We start from the raw sequence: 20166 nt of genomic DNA, 5'->3' as shown, positions 1-20166 counted from the left end.
CCCGTCCCGGCTACTGGACGCACACCGGCGCCCCGGGGTTGCCCCCGAGGCGCCGGTCCATGGTCTCCGGTGCGGCCGCGGTCAGCCGATCCGGGTCAGCTTGCTGCCGATTCCCGGCGCAGCCAGGTCGTTCTTCAGGATCACGGGAACCTTCACCTGGCTGGCCCCCTCGCCGACGGTCAGCACGCCGACCTCGGTGCCCGCCGTCGCGGTCTGCGGCAGCTTGGAGTCGCCGTGCGACAGCCTGATGTCGACGGTCAGCGACGGCCAGCCGACCGCCTCGACGTCGGCACCGGCCACGACCGGGGTGCGGCCGCCGAGCCCGTCGTCCACGTACCCGACGACGTCGCCCTTCTTCACCACGGCGGCGTTGGTCAGTGACTTCTGCGTGGCCAGCATGATGTTCTTGCTCGCCGCGATCGCCGTGCCGAGGATCGGCACGCCGTGCTGCCCGAGGACCGCGCCGACGATCAGCTGGCGGGTCTTGCCGACCTGCTTCTCCGCGGCGAAGAGCAGGTTGCCGCCCGCCTTGCTGGTGGAGCCGGTCTTGATGCCGAGCGAGCCGTTGTACGGCACGAGGTCGTTCCAGTTGCGCCAGACCTTGCCCGACGGGTCCTGCCAGTTCGGCAGCTTGGTGATGGCGACGAGTTCCGGCATCTCGACGACCTTCAGACCCAGCTTGACCTGGTCCTCGGCGGTGCTGACCGTCGTGGCGTCCAGACCCGAGGGGTCCGTGTACGTCGTGTTGGTCATGCCGAGTTCCCTGGCGGTGTCGTTCATCTTCTTGACGAACGCCTCCTGGTCGCCGCCGGTGTCCCAGCGGGCGAGCAGCCGCGCGACGTTGTTCGCCGACGGGATCATGATCGCGGCGAGGGCGTCGTACTGCGAGATCTTGTCGCCCTCCTTCAGCGTGTTGACCGTCGACTCGCCCTCGGCGTCCTTCTTGCCGTCCTCGACGGCCGTCCTGTCGACATCGATCATCGGACCCTGCTCCCCCTTCTTCAGGGGGTGGTTCTTCAGGATCACGTACGCCGTCATCGTCTTGGCGACGCTGCCGATGGCGATCGGCTTCTGCTCGCCGAAGGTGCCGACGGTGCCGAGGCCCGAGGCCGCCATGAACGCCTGGCCCTCCTTGGGCCAGGGCAGCGCGGGAGCGGCGCCCTCGAAGGTGTACGACTTCTTCGCCGTCATCGTGAGCTTCGGCTCGGGCAGCGGGCGGACCAACTGCACGACCGACAGGATGACGGCGAGGAGCACGACGAGCGGCGCGTAGATCTTGACCCGGCGCACGAAGGTGCGCATCGGGGTCGGCGGCGGGGGCGGGTTGTTCGTGAGGTCCGCGAGCATGTCGAGCGGCGGCTTCGGCGGCAGCGGCTGCTGCGTCGTCCGCTCGGTCCGGTCGGAGGCGGCCGACGCCGGCGCCGACGCCGACGCGGCGGCAGCGGCAGCCGGCACGGCGGCCTTCGGCGCGGCGGCCTTCGGCGGCGGTACGGGGCCCCGCGCGGGCGCGGCCGGCTTCGCCGGGCCGTCGTCGGTCCGCAGCGGCACGAACGTGCTCGCCTTCTCCCCGCCGACCGACTTCGGCGGTACGGGGCGCTCGGCGACGGGCTTGTCGGCCGCAGGGGCAGCCGGTGCGGCCGGGGGCTTGACGGCGCGGAAGACGGCGGTGCGCTCGCTGTCCTCCGGCTCCTCGTCGGCGGGCCTCGCCGCGGCCGGAGCAGAGGCAGAACCAGCAGCAGAAGCAGAAGCAGAAGCGGAAGCGGAAGCGGAACCGGACGTCTTGCCGGCCTCGGCGGCCGGCGGCTTCACCGCGCGGAAGACGGCGGTGCGCTCGCTGTCCTCGGACTCCCCGGCGGGCTTCGCCGCGGCCGCCCCACGCCCCGCGGCCCCGGCGGCGGCCGCGGCGGCACCACCCGCCCGACCGGAACCGGAATCGAGGCGCGGCGCGCGGAACACCGCGGTGCGCTCGCTGTCGTCGTCCCCGGAGGCGGCGGGAGCCTTGTCAGCGGGCTTCGCGCCAGCGGCGGAGGCGGAGGCGGAACCAGAACCGGAATCGAATGTGGGGGCCCGGAAGACAGCCGTGCGCTCACTGTCGTCGGCACCGCCCGCGGGCTCCGCGGCCTTCTCGGCGCCGCCCGCGGCGGCAGCGTCAGCGGCGGGCTTCCCGGCGGGACGCGCCCCGGACCCGGCGGCTTCTCGCTCCCGCGTCGAACCGGAATCAAACACCGGGGCCCGGAAGACGGCGGTGCGCCCACTGCCGCCGCTGTCGCCGGACTCCGGGGCGGACGTGCCAACGGCCTTCTCGGAAGCCTTCTCGGAAGCCTTCGCGGCGGCCTTGCCGGGGGCTTCCGACGGGTTCGTCGCAGCGGGAGCGGCCGCGGACGCGCCCGCACCGCCCGACCCATCCGACTCGCCAGCCTCCCCGGAATCGCCGCCGGCGGCACCCGCTTCCTCGGCCTCGGCGTCCCCCTCGGACGCTGCGGATTCCGCCCGTCCGGACGAACCGGCCCGAGACGCACCGGCGTCCCCCACGGCCTCGCCCTCGGGCTCGGGGTCCTCCGCCGACTCCGCCTCCGCGGCCTCCCGCTCCCGTACGGAACCGGACGCCGCCCCCGCCGCGTCCTCGGAGTCGCGGGGACGGAACACGGACAACCTGGGATCCCGTTCCGCAGCGGACTTCGCCGCCCCCGGCACTGCTTCATCAACCGACTTGTCGGGGGACTCGCCCGCCACCAGTTCCTCCTCGTTCGCCACCGCGTCGCGTCCGGCTGTCCGAATGTCTAACAGTGTCCCGTCTCGGGGGCATCGCCCTCGCCCTAGACGAGAACGACATAGCTGCCGGTTCCCCTACAAAGCGACCAGGCACTCTCGACAGATGAATGTGAGAGGGGTCACCCTGTCACTCATCCACGCGGGGAGGCATGGATGGGCAGGAGCCGCAGAACAATTCCGGAGGAGCTTCTGCTGCTCGCTTTGGACCCGGCCACGGGTACCACGGCGCAGCCGCAGTCGCTCGACCTCGGCCTGGCCGGGGCACAGCTAGTGGAGCTGGCTCTGGCAGGACGGATAGCCCCTGACGGGGATCGTATCGCCGTGGTGATGCCACGGCCGACAGGAGATCCGACGCTGGACTCCGCACTGGAACTGCTGCGCAGGCGCGGCAGTCCGGTACGGGCCGTCCACTGGATCGGCGGGCCCCGGCTGGGGCTGCGCCAGATCTACCTCGCGCATCTGGAGCGCTGCGGCATGGTGCATGCCGTCGCGGGCCAGATGTGCGGAGTGCTGCCGACGACGCGCTACCAGGCGACGGACACGGCGATCAGCCGGGAGATCCGCGCCCGGCTCGACAGTGCGATCCGCACCGGCGTACCACCGGACCCGCGGACCGCGGCGCTCGCCGCGCTGGCCCACGCGGTCGGCCTCGGCAAGCACCTGTACCCCGGCAACGAGGGGCGGTCGTCCAGGTCCCGGCTGCGGGACCTGATCCGGCACGACCCGATGGGCGGACTCGTGGCGCACGCCGTGATGGACGTCCAGAACGGAGCGGCGGCGCAGCCGCGCCGCGAGCGGGCGTCCGCAGCGCAGGCCGCGCGTCCCACGGCGAACGCTGTTCCGATGCAGCCGCGCCGTGCGGGTGCGATGGCCCGCGTCGCCGCCCACTGAGCGGCCACTGAGCGGCCGCTGAAGGCTGCTGAACGGCCGCGGGACGACCGTGGAACGGCCACTCGGCCACCACTGCTCCACCCCTGCACCAGGCACCACACCGGCACCACCACGCACCGCGGCATCACCTGAACCACCGCAAACACGCAGATCCACCGCACCACCACACCGCACCATCGCACCGCCATCGCACCGCCACCGCACCGCCAGCACCCCGACCGGCCCCTGACGGCCCGGTCCGGGAGCCGCCCAGTGCGTCGGGGCGGCGGGGCCGGGTCCGCCCGGCCTCCGCCGCCCCGCACGCCTGTCTTTCCGTGCAGTTCTCCGGCGCAGCCCTGCCCTTCGGTGGCAGTCTGCTCCCCATCAGGCACGCAGAGAGACAGATCCAGAAGAAGGCGGAGGTGCCGTTCACGTGGCGTCCAATGTCAATCCCACCGTCCGACGCCGCCGACTGGGCATGGAGTTGCGCAAGCTCCGCGAGGACAAGGGCATGACGGCCGAACAGGTCGCCGAGCGCCTCCTCGTCTCCCAGTCCAAAATCAGCAGGCTGGAGAACGGCCGCCGTTCCATCAGCCAGCGCGACGTCCGCGACCTGTGCGACGTGTACGAGGTCGAGGACCGCCGGCTCGTCGAGTCGCTCATGCAGATGGCCAAGGACTCGCGCCAGCAGGGCTGGTGGCACGCCTTCGGGGACATCCCGTACAGCGTCTACATCGGCCTGGAGACCGATGCGGCGAGCCTGCGCACGTACGAGCCGCAGATGGTGCCGGGCCTGCTGCAGACCCCGGAGTACGCGCACGCCCTGATCCGCGGGGCCGTGCCGGAGACCTCGCCGGCCGACGTCGAGAAGCGCGTGCAGGTGCGCATGCACCGGCAGAAGCGCCTGTCGGAGACGGACAACAACAACCCCGAGGTGGGGCCGCTGCGGCTGTGGGCCGTCATCGACGAGGCGGCGCTGCGCCGGCGCGTGGGCGACGCGCAGCTGATGGCGAGGCAGTTGGAGTTCCTGATAGAGCAGTCGGAACAGCCGCACATCACCGTGCAGGTGATGCCGTTCGGGATGGGCGCGCACCCGGGGATGACCGGGCAGTACGCGATCCTCGAGTTCCCGGACGCGACGGATTCGACGGTCGTCTACATCGAGGGCGTGACGAGCGACCTGTACCTGGAGAAGGCGAACGACGTCCAGATGTACAGCGTCATGTACGAGCACCTGCGCGCACAGGCGCTGAACGTCGAGCAGACCCGCGAGTTCATCGCCGACATCATCGATGACTTCGGAGGAAATAACAGGTAAAAGCGGGACAAGCAGGGCAGACGGCAGGTAGGGCCGGTCACCGTACACCGTCACCTCCCGGCCACAGAAGGCCTGAATGGAATATGCCACTCGGTCGGGTGAATGACCTCTTCGCCCTCCGGAAGGTGCCGGTAGCGTCGATCACGTCGGCCAGGGGAACCCACCCACCTGGCACTACTCGCTGAACCGGAGAGAATCATGGCTATTCGTCAGGGCGCCACGGACAACTGGACCAAGTCCTCCTACTCCGGCGGGAACGGCGCCTGCGTCGAGGTCAAGTCCCCCGTCATGGAGGCCATCGCGGTCCGCGACTCGAAGGTGCAGGACGGCCCCTCGCTCACCTTCGCGCCGGGCTCCTGGACCTCTTTCGTCACCGGCGTCACCGAGGGCGCGCTCGGCCGCCTCGCCTAAACGTTACGGCGGCCACGCCTGGCCGCCTCCACCCCCACCCCACCACCCCCACCCCTGACCACCACGACGAGACCGGAGCACCGGAACCCGGCGAACGCCGGATCCGACCGCCAGGCCCCGGAACAACCGCACAGCACAGCGACAGAAGCCCTCTCGACCGGTCCGCCGTCTTGGCCGAGGGGGCTCCGTCATGTTCCGGGTCAGGCGGGGCGGTTGCAGCCGGCGCGACGCCAGGCCCGGCGAAACCGGCGGCCGTTCACTCCTCGAACGCATGGGTGCTACCTACATGTACCGCTCCTAGGATGTGCGCACCCGAACCGACCCCCGCGAGGAGCCGCCGCCATGACCGCCACCGCCTCCGCCTCCGCCTCCACCTCCGCCGTCCAGCCGCCGCCGTTCGCCGCCCGCGCCACCGCCGTCGGCGGCTCACCGGTCCGGGAGATCCTCGCCCTCACCGAGCGCCCCGGCGTCGTCTCGTTCGCCGGCGGTCTGCCCGCGCCCGAACTCTTCGACACGGACGGGCTGCGCGCCGCGTACGACGCCGCGTTCGCGACCTCCGCCGCGCGGGCCCTCCAGTACTCCACCACCGAAGGCGCGCCGGAACTGCGCCGGGCCGTCGCCGCACGGGCGACCGCCCGCGGCCTCGCCACCACCGCCGACGACATCCTCGTCACCACCGGGTCGCAGCAGGCGCTGACCCTCATCACCGCCACCCTCGTCGAGCCGGGCGACACCGTCCTCGTCGAGAACCCCACCTACCTCGCCGCCCTCCAGGCCTTCGGCCTGGCCGGCGCCCGCGTCATACCTGTGCCCTGCGACGAGCAGGGCATCCTGCCGGACGCCCTGGAGGAGATCGTCCGCCGGGAGCGCCCGAAGCTCCTGTACTGCGTCCCCACCTTCCAGAACCCCACCGGCCGCACGCTGCCGGCCGCACGCCGGGCCGCGGTCGCCCAGGTCGCGGCCCGCCTGGGCCTGTGGCTGGTCGAGGACGACCCGTACGGCGACCTCCGCTTCGAGGGCGACGACGTGCCGTGGCTCGCCGCGCACCCGGGCGCGGAGGACCGCACGGCGCTGCTGGGGAGCTTCTCGAAGATCATGGCGCCGGGGCTCCGCCTCGGCTGGCTCCGCGCCCCGGCCGCCCTGCGGCGGGCGGCGGTCGTCGCGAAGCAGGCGGCCGACCTGCACACCTCGACGGTGGACCAGCTGGCGGCCGCCCACTACCTTTCCGCCGCCGACCTCGACGCCCACATAGCCGCCGTCCGCGACGCCTACCGCATCCGCCGCGACGCCCTCCTGGCCGGCCTGGGCGAAGCGCTCCCGGAGGGCTCGGAGTGGAACCGCCCGGAGGGCGGCATGTTCGTGTGGGCCCGCCTGCCGGAGGGCCACGACGCGACCGCGCTGTTGAAGCGCGCGGTGGCGAAGGACGTCGCCTTCGTCCCGGGGGAACCGTTCTACACGGGCACTCCGGATCCGCGGACGCTGCGGCTGTCGTTCACGACGCACACGGCGGAGGAGATCGCGGTGGGTCTGGAGCGGCTGAGGGCAGCGGTGGGCTGAGCGGAGGAGGTGGGCGGGAGCCGATGGGTCCGCGTCGGGTGTGTGACTGGGGGTGTCCCCGGCAGTTGATGGTGTCCGGGGCGGCCCGGTCCCTCAAGGGCGCGCCCGTTGGGCGCGTCGCTGCGCGATGGCCCTTCGGGCCACCCTTGACCGACCGACCCGCCCCGGAGGCATTTTTTCTGCCGGGACGCCCCCAGGGGAACGGCCAGGGGGAGGGCGAGGCGTCAGGGGTCATCAGAGAGCCTCCTCTCCCGCCCCGCAGGCCCCCCTTTCACCACCGGCATCAGCCGCCCCGTCGACCGGAGCCGGGTGGGCTGTGACGTAGCGAAACGACGCCCAGAGCATCATCTGGACACAGGAGCGCGGCAGATCGCTACGCGGGCGTCCTCGGCTCGGCGGCTGGCCGCCGTCAGAGGCCGGGGCGGCGCGGCAGATCGCTACGTGGGCGCCGTCGGCTCGGCGGCTGGCCGCCGGATCGCAGGGGGCGGAGAGGGTGGAAGGGGCCTCCTGCCGCCAGACGCCGGTATACGAGGAGGGGGAGCGAGCCGGTGCGCTTCGCCGCCCCGGACGGCGGCCGGACGCCCAGGGGAGAGAAGCGCCCAGCGAGGTGGGGCGCTTCGCAGCCCCAGGCGGCAGCCGGACGCCGTGCAGACGGAGGCGTGTAGCGATCTGTCGCGTCCGCCCGCCCCAGACGACGGACAGACGCCGAAGAGAGGGAAGCACGTAGCGATTTGGGGCGCTCCTGTCTGCGGATGATGCTCTGGGCGCCGTTTCCTGCGGTCAGAGCCCACCCGGCTCCCGCTGGCGGGTCTGCTGATGCCGGTGGGGTGAAAGGGGCCCCGGGGCGGGAGGGCAGCGGCTCTGATCCGGCCGGTAGGTGATGGTCCCTCCAGGCCGTTCCCCTGGGGGCTTCCCGGCAGCTTGTTGGCATTCCGGGGCGGGCCGTCCTGTCAAGGGTGGCCCGCCAGGGCCATCGCGCAGCGACGCGACCAACGGGAGCGCCCTTTACAGGGCGGCCCGCTCCGGAAGGACAATGGGCTGCCGGGACACCCCCAGCACCAACCGACCCCGAGTCGTCGGCTCCCGACCATCCGGCTCCCGCCGACGCCTTCCAGGCCCCGCCTCCCCCTCGTCACGTCGCGACGCCGTCCGCATAGCGGGGGAGGCCGTTGGTGGGGATGGTCCAATCAGCGATCGTGACGTCCTCGCCGTACACGTAGTCCTTGCGCGTCGCGTACCTGGGGCCGGCTGGGGTGGTGTGGATGTCACTCATCACCGCGCCTGTGCCGGTACGCGGGTCGAAGACCGCGTACACGGGGATGCCGAGCAGGGCGTAGTCGCGCATCTTGCCGATCCAGTCGTTGTCCGGATTGGAACGGGAAACGACCTCGATCGCGGCGATCACCGTGCGCGGGTCAAAGGAACCTTCGCCCTGCATGTCTTCGAATGCGATCACCATGACGTCCGGGTGTCGCATGATGCCCTCGGGCTCGTCCTCCACGTCAGGTGTTCCCACGTGCGCCCACAGGCCGTCCGGCATCGTCTTCTCCAGGCGACGGCTGACCAGCCCTGCCGTCACCTCGTGCGGCCGTCCAGGGGCCGTCATGTCGTGGACGATTCCTTCCTTGGTGATCTCGAGTTTGCCGGGAACCACGTCCTCGATCCGGTCGATACCGTCACGCATGGCGCGGTAGAGGGCGTTGCCGTTCCGGGAGGCGTCAGGCGCGATGGTCATGGTGGCTCCTCGTCCGTGGCCGTGGGCCCGAGTCATCACCTTCATGCTAGGCAGCTCCTTCTGCGCGCACCCCGCAGCCGCTTCGTGCACCGCCCGCGGCTCGTCCATCCGCGCGCCTGCAGTCGCCGCATCTGCCCGGGGTCGGGGAGCGGAAGACGCGGCCGCAGCCGTCGCAGTCCTGGAAGGGGTCCGGGCGGGGACCCCGGCCCCGCAGGCCGGGCCGGGGGCCGGCCTGGGGCGGGAGGAGTTCGCGGAGGCGGTGGGCGATCACCGAGGGTGGGTGACGCAGGTCCGGTGGCAGGCCGGTGGAGAGCGCCAGGGAGATCGCCTCGGGTGGGGCGCCGCGCTCCAGCCAGCGGACGGTGCCGGGGGTGAGGCGGTGCACGTCGCGTTCGGAGAGGAGCAGGCGGGGGTCGGCCCGGTGGAGGCCCGTGAGGATCTCGTGTGCTGTCGCCACATGCTCTGGGGGGAGGGCCGGCGTCGGCGTCGGCGTTGCCACTGTGGCCGTCTGGTGGGCTGGGCGCTGTGCCGCCCCTGGAGTGGGCCGGGGCTCGGCCGCCTCGGGGGCGGACCGGGCTGCGGTGGGGGGTTCGGGGGCCGGCTGTGGGGGTGGGGGAACCTCGGGTTCGTCCGGGCGCGGCGGTGGTGCGGGGGACTCGGCCGCGGGCGGCGGCGTATCCGCCGATTCCGCCGCGGGTGGTCGCCGTGTCGGGGGTTCCGCGGCTGGCGGTTGTGGGTCCAGGGCGTCGGCCGTGGGCGCCAACGGCGCCGGTGGTCGTGGCGGCCGGGGTGCCTCCCGGGGCTCGGGGGACGGCACGAGTCGCGGCCTGAGGCGGGACGACGCGGTGCGGGTGGGCGGGCCGGAGGGCGTCCCGTGGGGGCGGTTGTACGAGATGGTGCGGGTGACGACGCGGCCCGACGGGAGGCGTTCGCGTACGCGGGCCAGGTAGCCCTGGGCCTCCAGCTCGCGCAGTGCGCGGCCGATGCGGTGCTCGCTGTCGGGGAAGCGTTCCGCGAGGGTGCGGATGGCCACCCGTGTCCCGGCGGGGAGCGACTGGATGTGCACGGCGAGGCCGATCGCGAGGAGCGACAGGTGGCGGTGTTGGGCGAGGTGGTTGCCGACGACCGTGAAGTGGCTGTCGTGTCGCACGTTGACGTGCGTTACGCCTGATCGGGGGGTGTCGGCGGGAACGCCGGGTGCTGGGCGCGCGGGCGCGCTACGCTGCTGCCAGTCCATTTGGGAAGGTCTGTGCTTCCTGGTTGGGTCAGGCCCCCGGCGCGGATCGCTAGTCCTGCCGGGGGCCGACGCATGTCTGCGGTTGTTTCGGCGCGAGCATATGCCCGGCAACCGGCGCCAAATCCGCCCAGTTGGCACAGTTCACCCGCGCGAGCGACAGCGGGTCGGGACAGGTCAAAGAGGTGGGTGGGTAGGTGGGTTAGCTTTCCCCGGTTCCTTTACTGGCCTCGTGCGCCGCCGTCTCACGGAGGGCCGTCCCGCGGCCCACCGGGCCGTGGATTCCCGGTGCCGGTGGGCAGTAGGGCGACACCTCGGCGAAGACCGTCTTCCACGGGGGCGGACCGGTGATGACGCCCCAACGGTCGGCCAGCTCGCCGACGACCGCCAGCCCGCGTCCTCCGGCCGCCGGGTCCGGCAGGCGGTCGTACCGGGTGTCCGTCACCTCGATGCGGACGGTGCCGGTGGGATGGATGGCGAGGACGAGGCGGAAGTCCCGTCCGGGGACGCGGCCGGGAGTGACGGCGTTGGCGAGCAGCTCGGCGAGGATGCGCTCGGGCCGCTCCAGCGGCACGCCCCAAGCGCGTAGCTGCTCGACAGCGAGCAGCCGCCCGAGGCGGGCGCCGCGCGGGCTGGCGGAGAGCTGGAGGACGCACGCCGGGGGCACGGATGGTCCGGGGTGAGGGAGTTGTGGAATCACATCACTCAGCGTGGCGATGTGTGTCTACGCTGAGAAGCGGCGACGCCCCTGCGTACTGCGGCTGTCCGGACGCTGTCCGGACCTGTCCTGTCTGTCCGAGACGCACCTGCGGGTACCGGGCGTTGAGCATGTCGGGCACGGGCACGTCGGAAGTGGGTGCGCATGAGCGTGGACGGCGACGGAACGGAAGAGCCGGGCTGGGAGGTCGACCCGGAGGACGAACAGGGCGCGGCGGTCGTCGCGGCCGTCGGTCGGCAGCTGAAGGTGTGGAGAGAGACCGCCGGTCTGCGGGCCTCTGATCTCGCGGCCCGCATGGGGTACGGGGAGGACCTGGTCCGCAAGGTCGAGGCGGGGCGCCGCATCCCGCGCCCCGAGTACCTCGACCGTGCGGATGAGGTGCTGGGGGCTGAGGGCCGCATCGCGGCCATGAAGAAGGATGTCGAGCCTGCCCGCTACCCCAAGCGGATCCGCGATCTGGCCATGTTGGAATCACGTGCGGTTGAGCTGCTGTCGTACGGGAACCACAACATTCACGGCTTGCTACAGACCGAGGAATACGCGCGGGCACTATTCGAGATGGCCAGCCCGGCCGAATCGGAGGCGCAGATAGAGCGTGGCGTGGCAGCACGGATGGCGCGGCGTTCGATCTTCGATCGTGACCCCGCACCCGCACTGAGCTTCGTCGTAGAAGAGGTGGCACTCATGCGGCCATTGGGTGGACCAACGGTTCGACGGCGACAGCTCGAACACCTGCTGGAGGTTCTCCAGTTGCGCAACGTGACGTTTCAGGTGATGCCGACCGCGTGCGAGGAGCACGCGGGAATGGCAGGGCTCATCCAGGTGCTCAAGTTCGGTGACGGGACTGCCGTCGGTCGGGCGGAGGGCACCTTTCACGGGCGGCCAGTGGCCGATCCGAAGCAGCTCCGGATTCTGGAATCGAGGTATGGCATGATCCGGGCCCAGGCTCTCACGCCCCGGGAGTCGCGGTCCTTCATCGAGCAACTGCTGGGAGCAGCATGAACCGCAACTTCGAACTGGTTTGGTTTAAGAGCAGCTACAGCGACAGCAGCGACATCAACGACTGCGTGGAAGTCGCCTGGGTAAAGAGCAGCTACAGCAGCTCCAGCGATATCAACGACTGCGTCGAGGTCGGCTGGGCCAAGAGCAGCCACAGCAGCGGCTCCGAAGGCGACTCCTGCGTCGAGGTCGCCAGTACCCCCGCAGCCGTCCTCGTCCGCGATTCCAAGGACACCGCCGTCCCACACCTGAGCTTCTCCCCCGCCGCCTGGGCCGGATTCGTCGCAGGGGCGCGGCAGGCGTAGCCGGTCAGAGGGAAGCCGGGCCCGGTGTCGTGCGGGCCCGGCGCGGGCGGCCGGAAGGCGTCAGACCCGGTCCGCGGCGATCAGGACGTACTGGAAGGAGCCGTCCCTGTAGGAGTTGATGAACGCCTCTTCGATGCCCGTGACCAGCGACGACGTGGCGCGCAGCTCCCAGTACGGGAGGGTCGCCGGGGTGAGGTCGATGACGGCCTGGGGGACGAGGCGGTTGTCTGCCATGGCGCGCATGTACTCGCGGCGGGAGTGGATGTTGCACTCGAAGTGGGCGTTGATCTGCGAGACCCACTTCGACGGCTGCCCGTAGCGGGGGTTCCAGCAGCCGGTGATGGTGACGTAGCGGCCGCCCACGGCGAGGATGCGGGAGTGCTCGGCCATGAGGTCGTGGAGGTCGACGTACATGCTGGACTCGTTGTTCCAGGAGGCGGCGGCCTGCCCGGTCTCGAACGGCATGTCGAGCATGTTGCAGACGCGGGAGCGGACGAAGTCCGCGATGCCGAGTTCCGCGGCGCGGTTGTTGCCGAAGTCGGCCTGCTTGGCGGAGAGGGTGACGCCCTCGACCTTGCAGCCGAACCGCTGGTGGGCCATGACCATGGAGCCGCCGCGGCCGCAGCCGGCGTCGACGAGGAGGTCGTCGCGGCCGATGGTGCCGAGGTTGTCGAGGAGGACGTCGGTCTGGGCGGATTCCAGGCGGTGGAGTTCGGCGATGAGCTTCTTCTCGTACGCGCTGTCGGCGGGGTCGCCGAGGGCGTCGTGGTCGATGTCGCCGATGCCGTAGTGGTGGTGGTAGAGGCCGTCGACATCGCCGAGGCGCAGGTTCACCGGCCGGGCCTCTTCGTTCCAGTAGCGGGCGATGTCGCCCTGGTACGGGGTGGCCGGGGCGGGGATGAACGTGGCGGGGGTGGTGAGTTCGATGCTGGACACGGGTGAATCCATTCCTCTTACCAGAAGTCGGGCAGGCTGTAGCGGTACGTGTTGGTCATGTGCCAGTAGTGGTTGCCGTCGACCCACGTGGCGACTCCCTTGAGGAAGCGCAGGACGCGCGGGTCGGGGCAGGAGGCGGCGAGTTCGGCCGCGGCGGCCTCGAAGGCGTACATGAGGTCGTTGTGGACCTCGACGGCCTTGAGGTAGGCCTCCTTGGCGGAGAGGCCTTCGCGTTCGGCAATCACCACCGGCAGGTTCAGGTGCATGCCGGGGCTGTCGAGTTCCTTGGTGTACGAGTACAGGTCGTTGGCGATGGTGGTGGCGTTGCCCGCGAGGGCGATGACGCGCTGCATGGCGGGCAGGGCGTGCAGGTCCGCGGGGAGTTCGTAGCCGCCGACGGTGTCGGTGATGGTGGGGCAGGGGCGGAAGTTGTTGAACTGCCGCATCGCCAGGTACTCGGCCACCTGCGGGACGTAGTCGGTCTGCGCCCAGGCGGCCTCGGCGAGGTAGCCCATGTGCAGGCGGGCCATGTCGTGCCGGTAGCGGTCGGCCTGGGAGGGGGTGGCGACCTGGAGGAAGTACTCCATCGCGGACCGGTACGAGCGGCGCGGCGCGTCCGAGAGGAGCGTTTCCGCCCAGGCCGGGGCGTACTCGCCGGTGGTGTGGAGCGGGTCGAGGGCGGTGTGGGCGAGGAGGAGCCGGCCGCCGAGGCCGACAGGCGAGCCGCCGTGGTCCTCGCAGTAGCAGTCGTCGACGACGTTCTCGGCGACCATGAGGCGGGTGGCGACCATGAGGTGGTCGAGGGTGGGGGCGTCCGGGTGGCAGGCGACCATGTAGCGGCCGACGGAGAAGCCGTCGAACTGGTCCTCCCACTCGGGCGGGTACGCCTCGACCTCGTCGACCGCCCACCGCTTGATGCGGCGGCTGACCTCGGCCACGCGGACCGGGTCCGGTTCGGGGACGGGGTGGTGGTAGAGGCCGGGGATGGGCCGGCCCTCGGCGGCCGCAGCCGCCGGCGGCTGCGGCGGCTCCGGCAGGGCCGGCGGGGCGGGCAGGGCCGACAGGTCCGCCGACAGGTCCGCCGACAGCTCCGGGCGGCGGGCCCAGTGCAGGCTCGCCGTGCCGAGGCCGCTGGGGCCGGCCATGATCCGCTCCAGGGCCTCGCCGTGCCCGCGCTCCGGGATCGGCGGAGCCGCCGGGGCGGGCAGGTCGGCGGGCGCGGCCTGCGGGGTCTCCGGGGCCGGGGGGCGCGGCCGGAAGGGCAGTCCGGGGACAGCGGGCAGCCGGGGCCGGGCCGCGGCGGCGGGCAGGCTCGACTGCATGGGGGAGGGCCCAGGCTCGGGCATCCGTTCCTCCTCGGTGGGATGGGTGGGCCGGCCCGGATCCCGGGCGCGCCGGGACGGCCCGGGGCGGTTCGGGCGGTGGCCTGGCCCCCTAGTCGCGCCTGCGGGCGATCTGGACGTTCTCCAGCACGCCGAGCGCGTCCGGCACGAGGACCGCGGCGGAGTAGTACGCCGTCACCAGGTACGAGATGATCGACTTCTCGTCGATGCCCATGAAGCGGACCGACAGGCCCGGCTCGTACTCCTCCGGCAGCCCCGTCTGGCGCAGGCCGATGACGCCCTGGTTCTCCTCGCCGGTGCGCATGGCGATGATGGAGCTGGTGTTCTCCCTGCTGATCGGGATCTTGTTGCACGGCAGGATCGGGACGCCGCGCCAGGCCGGGACGCTCTGCCCGCCGACATCGACGTGGTCCGGGTAGAGCCCGCGGGCGTTGAACTCGCGGCCGATCGCCGCGATGGTCCGCGGGTGGGCGAGGAACAGGCGGGTGCCGCGGCGGCGGCACAGCAGCTCGTCCAGGTCGTCGGGGGTGGGCGGCCCGGAGTGGGTCTGGATGCGCTGCTTGAACGCCGCGTTGTGGAGGAGGCCGAACTCGCGGTTGTTGACCAGCTCGTGCTCCTGCCGCTCGCGCAGCGCCTCGATGGTCAGCCGGAGCTGCTCCTCCGTCTGGTTCATCGGCTCGTTGTAGAGGTCCGCGACGCGCGTGTGGACGCGCAGGACGGTCTGCGCGATGGAGAGCTCGTACTCGCGCGGCCGCAGCTCGTAGTCGACGAAGGTGCCGGGGAGTTCGGGCTCGCCGGTGTGGCCGGCGGACATCGCGATCTCGGCTTCGCCGTGCCGGTTCTGGCGCTGCTGCGGGAGCGAGCTGAAGCGCGTGATGTGGTCCTGGAGCGCCGGGGAGGCGGCGAGGACGGCGTCGAAGTCGGCGCGGGAGAGGGTGAGGAGGGTGCCGGCGGTCTCGGCGGTGGCGGTGTAGTCCCAGGTGCCCTGGCCGTCGAGGAGGGCGTGCTCGCCGAAGCGGTCGCCGTCGCCGAGGACCGCGAGGTCGACGGTGTCGCCGTACTTGCCGACGGACGTGTGGCCGACGCGGCCGTGGGCGATGAGGTGGATGTGCTGGGCGGGGGCGCCGCGCTCGACGATGACCTCGCCGGGCCGGAAGTCGCGCTGGACGCAGCGGGAGGCCAGCTCGCGCAGGGCGTCCTCGTCGTCGAATCCGCGCAGCATGGCGAGTTCGCCGAGCTCGCGGGGGATGACGCGGACACTCGCGCCGTCCTGCACGAACTCGATGACGCCGTCGCCGACGGCATACGTGAGCCGCCGGTTCACACGGTAGGTGCCGCCCTTGGTCTCCACCCAGGGGAGCATCCGCAGCAGCCAGCGGGAGGTGATCTCCTGCATCTGCGGGGCGGACTTGGTCGTGGTGGCGAGGTTGCGGGCAGCCGCCGTGGCAAGGCTGGACTGCCGGGGCGGCGCCGGCTGCGTCTCGGGGCTGCTGTCAACGGTCATCGGACAAGCTCTCCTTCGCGAGGGGCGGCAACCGGGCGTGCCCACACGTCACCGGTGAAAGAGGGAGGAAGGGGGTGAATATCCGGGAATCCGGCCAGATCCCGGGGAACAGTAACGGCCTGACTGCCGGTTGGAGCCCTCCGGAGGCATGCCTGTCCCCCGATGCGGTGATCTTGACCGTAAGGATGTTTGGCGAATGCACGACATCCGGACGGGACGCGGCCGGATCGCAGCGGTACGGCCTCCGGCCTCCGCGCCGCGGGCGAGAGCCGGCCCATCCCCGCTGGTCAAGCGCGGCGAGCCGATGCGGATGGGCGGCAGGGAGCCCGCCCGCCCCCCGGCTACCGGACCGTATGCTCACCGCATGACCCCTCCGAGTGACGCCCCGACCCAGAACGCGATGCGGCGCGCCCTGCGGCGCGCCCGCGACGGTGTCGCCCTGGACACGGCCGAGGCCGCCGTCCTCCTCCGGGCCCGCGGCGCCGACCTCGACGACCTCGCCGCGTCCGCCGCCCGCGTCCGCGACGCCGGCCTCGCCGCCGCCGGCCGGCCCGGTGTCATCACGTACTCGAAGAGCGTGTTCCTCCCCCTCACCCGCCTCTGCCGCGACAAGTGCCACTACTGCACCTTCGCGACCGTCCCCGGGAAGCTGCGCCGCGCCGGCCAGGGGATGTTCATGTCACCGGACGAGGTCCTCGACATCGCCCGCCGCGGCGCCTCACTCGGCTGCAAGGAAGCCCTCATCACCCTCGGCGACAAGCCCGAGGACCGCTGGCCCGAGGCCCGCGAGTGGTTGGAGGCCCACGGCTACGACGACACCGTCTCCTACGTCCGCGCCATCTCCATCCGCATCCTCGAAGAGACCGGCCTGCTCCCCCACCTCAACCCCGGCGTCCTCACCTGGGCGGACTTCCAGCGGCTCAAGCCCGTCGCCCCCTCCATGGGCATGATGCTGGAGACCACCGCGACGCGCCTGTGGTCCGAGCCCGGCGGCCCCCACCACGGCTCCCCCGACAAGGAGCCCGCCGTCCGCCTCCGCGTCCTCGAGGACGCCGGACGCTCCTCCGTCCCCTTCACCTCCGGCCTCCTCATCGGCATCGGGGAGACGTACGAGGAGCGCGCCGAGTCGCTGTTCGCGCTGCGCCGCACCGCCCGCGCGTACCACGGCATCCAGGAGCTGATCATCCAGAACTTCCGCGCCAAGCCGGACACGGCGATGCGCGGCATGCCCGACGCCGAACTCGACGACCTCGTCGCCACCATCGCCGTCGCCCGCCACATCATGGGCCCCTCGGCCTGCCTCCAGGCCCCGCCCAACCTCGTCGACGGCGAGTACGCCCGCCTGATCGGCGCCGGCATCGACGACTGGGGCGGCGTCTCCCCGCTGACCATCGACCACGTCAACCCCGAACGGCCCTGGCCGCAGATCGACCGGCTCGCCGAACAGTCCGCCGCCGCCGGCTTCGAGCTCCGCGAACGGCTCTGCGTTTACCCGGAGTTCGTCCAGCGCGGCGAACCCTGGCTGGACCCGCGGCTGCTGCCCCACGTCCGGGCCCTCGCCGACCCGGCGACCGGCCTCGCCCGGCCCGACGCCGAGGTCACCGGCCGGCCCTGGCAGGAACCCGAGGACGCCTTCACCGCCTCCGGCCGCACCGACCTGCACACCGCCGTCGACACCGAAGGCCGCACCGGCGACCGCCGCCAGGACTTCGACCACGTCTACGGCGACTGGGACGCCCTCCGCGAAGCCGCCGCCCCCGGCATGGCCCCCGAACACATCGACACCGACGTCCGCGCCGCCCTCTCCCAGGCCGCCGACGCCCCCGAACGCCTCACCGACGCCCAGGCCCTCGCCCTGCTCCACGCGGACGGGCCCGCGCTGGACGCCCTCTGCCGGATCGCCGACCAGCTGCGGCGTGACGTCGTCGGCGACGACGTCACCTACATCGTCACCAGGAACATCAACTTCACCAACGTCTGCTACACCGGCTGCCGCTTCTGCGCCTTCGCGCAGCGCCGCACCGACGCCGACGCCTACACCCTCTCCCTCGACCAGGTCGCCGACCGGGCCGCCCAGGCCTGGGACGTCGGCGCCGTCGAGGTGTGCATGCAGGGCGGCATCCACCCCGACCTGCCCGGCACCGCCTACTTCGACATCGCCCGCGCCGTCAAACAGCGCGTCCCCGGCATGCACGTCCACGCCTTCTCCCCCATGGAGATCGTCAACGGCGCCACCCGCACCGGCATGTCCGTACGCGACTGGCTCACCGCCGCCAAGGAAGCCGGCCTCGACTCCATCCCCGGCACCGCCGCCGAGATCCTCGACGACGAAGTCCGCTGGGTCCTCACCAAGGGCAAACTGCCGGCCGCCGACTGGATCGACGTCGTCACCACCGCCCACGAGCTGGGCATACGCTCCTCCTCCACCATGATGTACGGGCACGTCGACCAGCCCCGGCACTGGCTCGGCCACCTGCGCACCCTCGCCCGCATCCAGCAGCAGACCGGCGGCTTCACCGAGTTCGTCACCCTCCCCTTCATCCACACCAACGCCCCCGTCTACCTCGCGGGCATCGCCCGGCCCGGCCCGACCGTCCGCGACAACCGCGCCGTCACCGCCATGGCCCGCCTGCTGCTCCACCCGCACATCACCAACATCCAGACCAGCTGGGTCAAGCTCGGCGCCGACGGCGCGGCCGAAATGCTCCGCTCCGGCGCCAACGACCTCGGCGGCACCCTCATGGAGGAGACCATCTCCCGCATGGCCGGATCGAGCTACGGCTCCTACCGCTCCGTCCGCGACCTCACCGCCATCGCCGAAGCCGCCGGCCGCCCCGCCACACCCCGCACCACCCTGTACGGCAAGGTCCCGGAGGAGCGGCAGCGCACAGCCCAGGCCTCCGACGGCCACCTGCCGCGACTGCTCCCCGTCCTGGACTGAGCCCGGCCCCGGCCGGACCGACACGCGCACTTTCGGCCGTTCTCCGCGCACATACGGGCCGCCTGACCGCCGTGCCCCGAAACGGGCCGGTCCCGGCGGTTACAGTGCGCGCCAGAGCCCGCGGGGGGCGGGCTCGCAGGCTGGGGGACGCACCATGGACACCGCAACGACCACCGACACGGCACCGGCACCGGCACCGGCACCGGCACCGGCAGCAGCCCTGGCCGCGACCCCGGCCGCGGAGGCCGCTCCGACCGCGCAGACACACCCGGCCACTGCCGGACAGTCCGCCGCAGCCGCCCGGCCGACCGCGGACACCGCCCCCGACGCCATCCCCGAGGCCGCCCCGGACACTGACACCCCCGGCGCCCGCACCCCCCTCACCATCGGCGCGTGGGGCCGCACCGAGCAGCAGGACTTCCGCAGCCGCGTCCGCGGCACCCTCCTCGGCTCCGCGATCGGCGACGCCCTCGGCGCCCCCGTCGCCGGCCTCTCCCTCGACGGCATCGGCAACACCCACGGCGTCGAAGGCCTCACCGAACCCGCGCCCGCCCACGGCCGCCGCGGCACCGTCACCGCCTCCACGCAGCTCACCCTCTTCACCGTCGACGGCCTCATCCGCGCCCACGTCCGCCGCGACACCGGCGCCTGGCACCCGCCCACCGACATCCACCGCGCCTACCTCCGGTGGGCCGCCACCCAGAACGACTGGGGCCCCGACGAACGCCGCACCGACAACGGCTGGCTCGGCCAACAGGAGTGGCTGTACGCCCGCCGCGGCCCCGACCGCGCCTGCATGACCGGCTTCGCCGACACCATCCTCGGCACCCTCGACCAGCCGAAGAACCCCACCGCCCGCGACGCCGCCGCCACCACCCGGTCCGCCCCCTTCGGCCTCCTCGTCGGCTGGGAACCCGCCCTCGTCCTCCAACTCGCCATCGAATGCGCCGTCCAAAGCCACGGCCATCCGACCGCCTACCTGTCCGCCGGCGCGTTCGCCGTCATCGTGCACGCCCTCACCCGCGGCGACACCCTCGACAGCGCCGTCCACCGCGCCCTCGCCCTCCTCGCCGACCGCCCCGGCCACCAGCCCGTCACCGACGCCCTCCGGCGCGCCCTCACCGCCGCCACCGAACCGGCCGCGCCCAGCCCCCGCGCCGTCGAATCCCTCTCCCCCGGCGACGGCCGCGACGCCGAGGACACCCTCGCCGTCGCCGTCTACTGCGCCCTCACGGCAGAGGACGTACGCCACGGGCTGCGCCTCGCCGTCAACCACGGCGGCGACTCCTCCGCCACCGGCGCCCTCTGCGGAGCCCTCCTCGGAGCCCTCCACGGCGAGACCGCCCTGCCGGCCCCCTGGCTCACCGACCTCGAAGGGCGCGCCACGCTGCTGGAACTCGCCGACGACTTCGCGCTGGAGATGACCCAGGGGCCCGCCCTGCACGGCCCGGCCGCCTCCGCGCCCGGCTGGCTGGCGCGGTACCCGCGGGGCTGACCGCCACCGGGCTGACACCCTCTCAACA

At 72.3% G+C, this 20166-nt stretch carries 15 protein-coding genes; 8 read left to right on the top strand and 7 right to left on the bottom strand.

Annotation, left to right across the window (positions count from 1 at the left end):
- Positions 1-81: 81 nt before the first annotated feature.
- Positions 82-2754, bottom strand: coding sequence for a D-alanyl-D-alanine carboxypeptidase family protein (locus MUK52_RS18625; RefSeq protein ID WP_284578405.1), 2673 nt, complete (start codon positions 2752-2754; stop codon positions 82-84).
- A 171-nt stretch (positions 2755-2925) separates the two neighbouring features.
- Between MUK52_RS18625 and MUK52_RS18620 the strand changes: the two genes are divergently transcribed.
- The 4 genes from MUK52_RS18620 to MUK52_RS18605 all read left to right on the top strand — a co-directional run bounded on the left by MUK52_RS18620 (position 2926) and on the right by MUK52_RS18605 (position 6928).
- Positions 2926-3663, top strand: coding sequence for a GOLPH3/VPS74 family protein (locus tag MUK52_RS18620; protein WP_114057938.1), 738 nt, complete (start codon positions 2926-2928; stop codon positions 3661-3663).
- 412 nt (positions 3664-4075) lie between these two features.
- Positions 4076-4960 carry a helix-turn-helix domain-containing protein gene (locus MUK52_RS18615; RefSeq protein WP_114057939.1) on the top strand — a complete coding sequence of 295 codons (885 nt, stop codon included), beginning with the start codon at positions 4076-4078 and terminating at the stop codon, positions 4958-4960.
- A 198-nt stretch (positions 4961-5158) separates the two neighbouring features.
- Entirely contained in the window at positions 5159-5371 is a 213-nt protein-coding gene (locus MUK52_RS18610) for a DUF397 domain-containing protein (RefSeq protein WP_114057940.1), read from the top strand.
- A gap of 342 nt (positions 5372-5713) precedes the next feature.
- Positions 5714-6928: an aminotransferase-like domain-containing protein gene (locus MUK52_RS18605; protein ID WP_284578400.1), complete on the top strand. Its 1215-nt coding sequence runs from the start codon at positions 5714-5716 to the stop codon at positions 6926-6928.
- A gap of 1132 nt (positions 6929-8060) precedes the next feature.
- Here the strand turns inward: MUK52_RS18605 and MUK52_RS18600 are convergent.
- The 3 genes from MUK52_RS18600 to MUK52_RS18590 all read right to left on the bottom strand — a co-directional run bounded on the left by MUK52_RS18600 (position 8061) and on the right by MUK52_RS18590 (position 10564).
- Complete coding sequence (locus MUK52_RS18600; RefSeq protein WP_114058979.1) at positions 8061-8663, bottom strand: Uma2 family endonuclease; 603 nt, start codon at positions 8661-8663, stop codon at positions 8061-8063.
- A gap of 46 nt (positions 8664-8709) precedes the next feature.
- On the bottom strand, positions 8710-9813 hold the full coding sequence (locus tag MUK52_RS18595; RefSeq protein ID WP_216827116.1) for a helix-turn-helix domain-containing protein: 1104 nt from the start codon (positions 9811-9813) through the stop codon (positions 8710-8712).
- Between the two features lie 286 nt (positions 9814-10099).
- Complete coding sequence (locus tag MUK52_RS18590) at positions 10100-10564, bottom strand: ATP-binding protein (RefSeq protein ID WP_502963582.1); 465 nt, start codon at positions 10562-10564, stop codon at positions 10100-10102.
- A 195-nt stretch (positions 10565-10759) separates the two neighbouring features.
- Between MUK52_RS18590 and MUK52_RS18585 the strand changes: the two genes are divergently transcribed.
- Both MUK52_RS18585 and MUK52_RS18580 read left to right on the top strand, forming a co-directional pair.
- Positions 10760-11617 (top strand): helix-turn-helix domain-containing protein, encoded by an 858-nt coding sequence (locus MUK52_RS18585; protein WP_114057942.1) that lies wholly within the window; start codon positions 10760-10762, stop codon positions 11615-11617.
- Positions 11614-11919, top strand: a complete 306-nt coding sequence (locus MUK52_RS18580; protein WP_114057943.1) for a DUF397 domain-containing protein — start codon at positions 11614-11616, stop codon at positions 11917-11919. Before MUK52_RS18585 ends, MUK52_RS18580 begins: the two co-directional genes overlap by 4 nt.
- A gap of 60 nt (positions 11920-11979) precedes the next feature.
- Here MUK52_RS18580 and MUK52_RS18575 read toward each other — a convergent pair whose 3' ends face one another.
- The 3 genes from MUK52_RS18575 to MUK52_RS18565 form a co-directional block, all read right to left on the bottom strand.
- Entirely contained in the window at positions 11980-12855 is an 876-nt protein-coding gene (locus MUK52_RS18575; protein ID WP_114057944.1) for a geranyl diphosphate 2-C-methyltransferase, read from the bottom strand.
- Positions 12856-12872: 17 nt separating this feature from the next.
- On the bottom strand, positions 12873-14201 hold the full coding sequence (locus tag MUK52_RS18570; RefSeq protein ID WP_284578395.1) for a family 2 encapsulin nanocompartment cargo protein terpene cyclase: 1329 nt from the start codon (positions 14199-14201) through the stop codon (positions 12873-12875).
- A gap of 88 nt (positions 14202-14289) precedes the next feature.
- On the bottom strand, positions 14290-15702 hold the full coding sequence (locus tag MUK52_RS18565; RefSeq protein ID WP_114057946.1) for a family 2B encapsulin nanocompartment shell protein: 1413 nt from the start codon (positions 15700-15702) through the stop codon (positions 14290-14292).
- 364 nt (positions 15703-16066) lie between these two features.
- Between MUK52_RS18565 and MUK52_RS18560 the strand changes: the two genes are divergently transcribed.
- Together MUK52_RS18560 and MUK52_RS18555 are read left to right on the top strand one after the other, a co-directional pair.
- Positions 16067-18643 (top strand): bifunctional FO biosynthesis protein CofGH, encoded by a 2577-nt coding sequence (locus MUK52_RS18560; protein ID WP_114057947.1) that lies wholly within the window; start codon positions 16067-16069, stop codon positions 18641-18643.
- Positions 18644-18797: 154 nt separating this feature from the next.
- Positions 18798-20138 carry an ADP-ribosylglycohydrolase family protein gene (locus tag MUK52_RS18555; RefSeq protein ID WP_284578390.1) on the top strand — a complete coding sequence of 447 codons (1341 nt, stop codon included), beginning with the start codon at positions 18798-18800 and terminating at the stop codon, positions 20136-20138.
- Positions 20139-20166: the final 28 nt, after the last annotated feature.

It is taken from the genome of Streptomyces sp. 2P-4 (assembly GCF_030167965.1).
In the GTDB taxonomy this organism is placed as follows: Bacteria; Actinomycetota; Actinomycetes; order Streptomycetales; family Streptomycetaceae; genus Streptomyces; species Streptomyces globosus_A.
The sequence above is the reverse complement of the archived record's forward strand: the minus strand, read 5'-3'. Positions and strand labels throughout refer to the sequence as shown.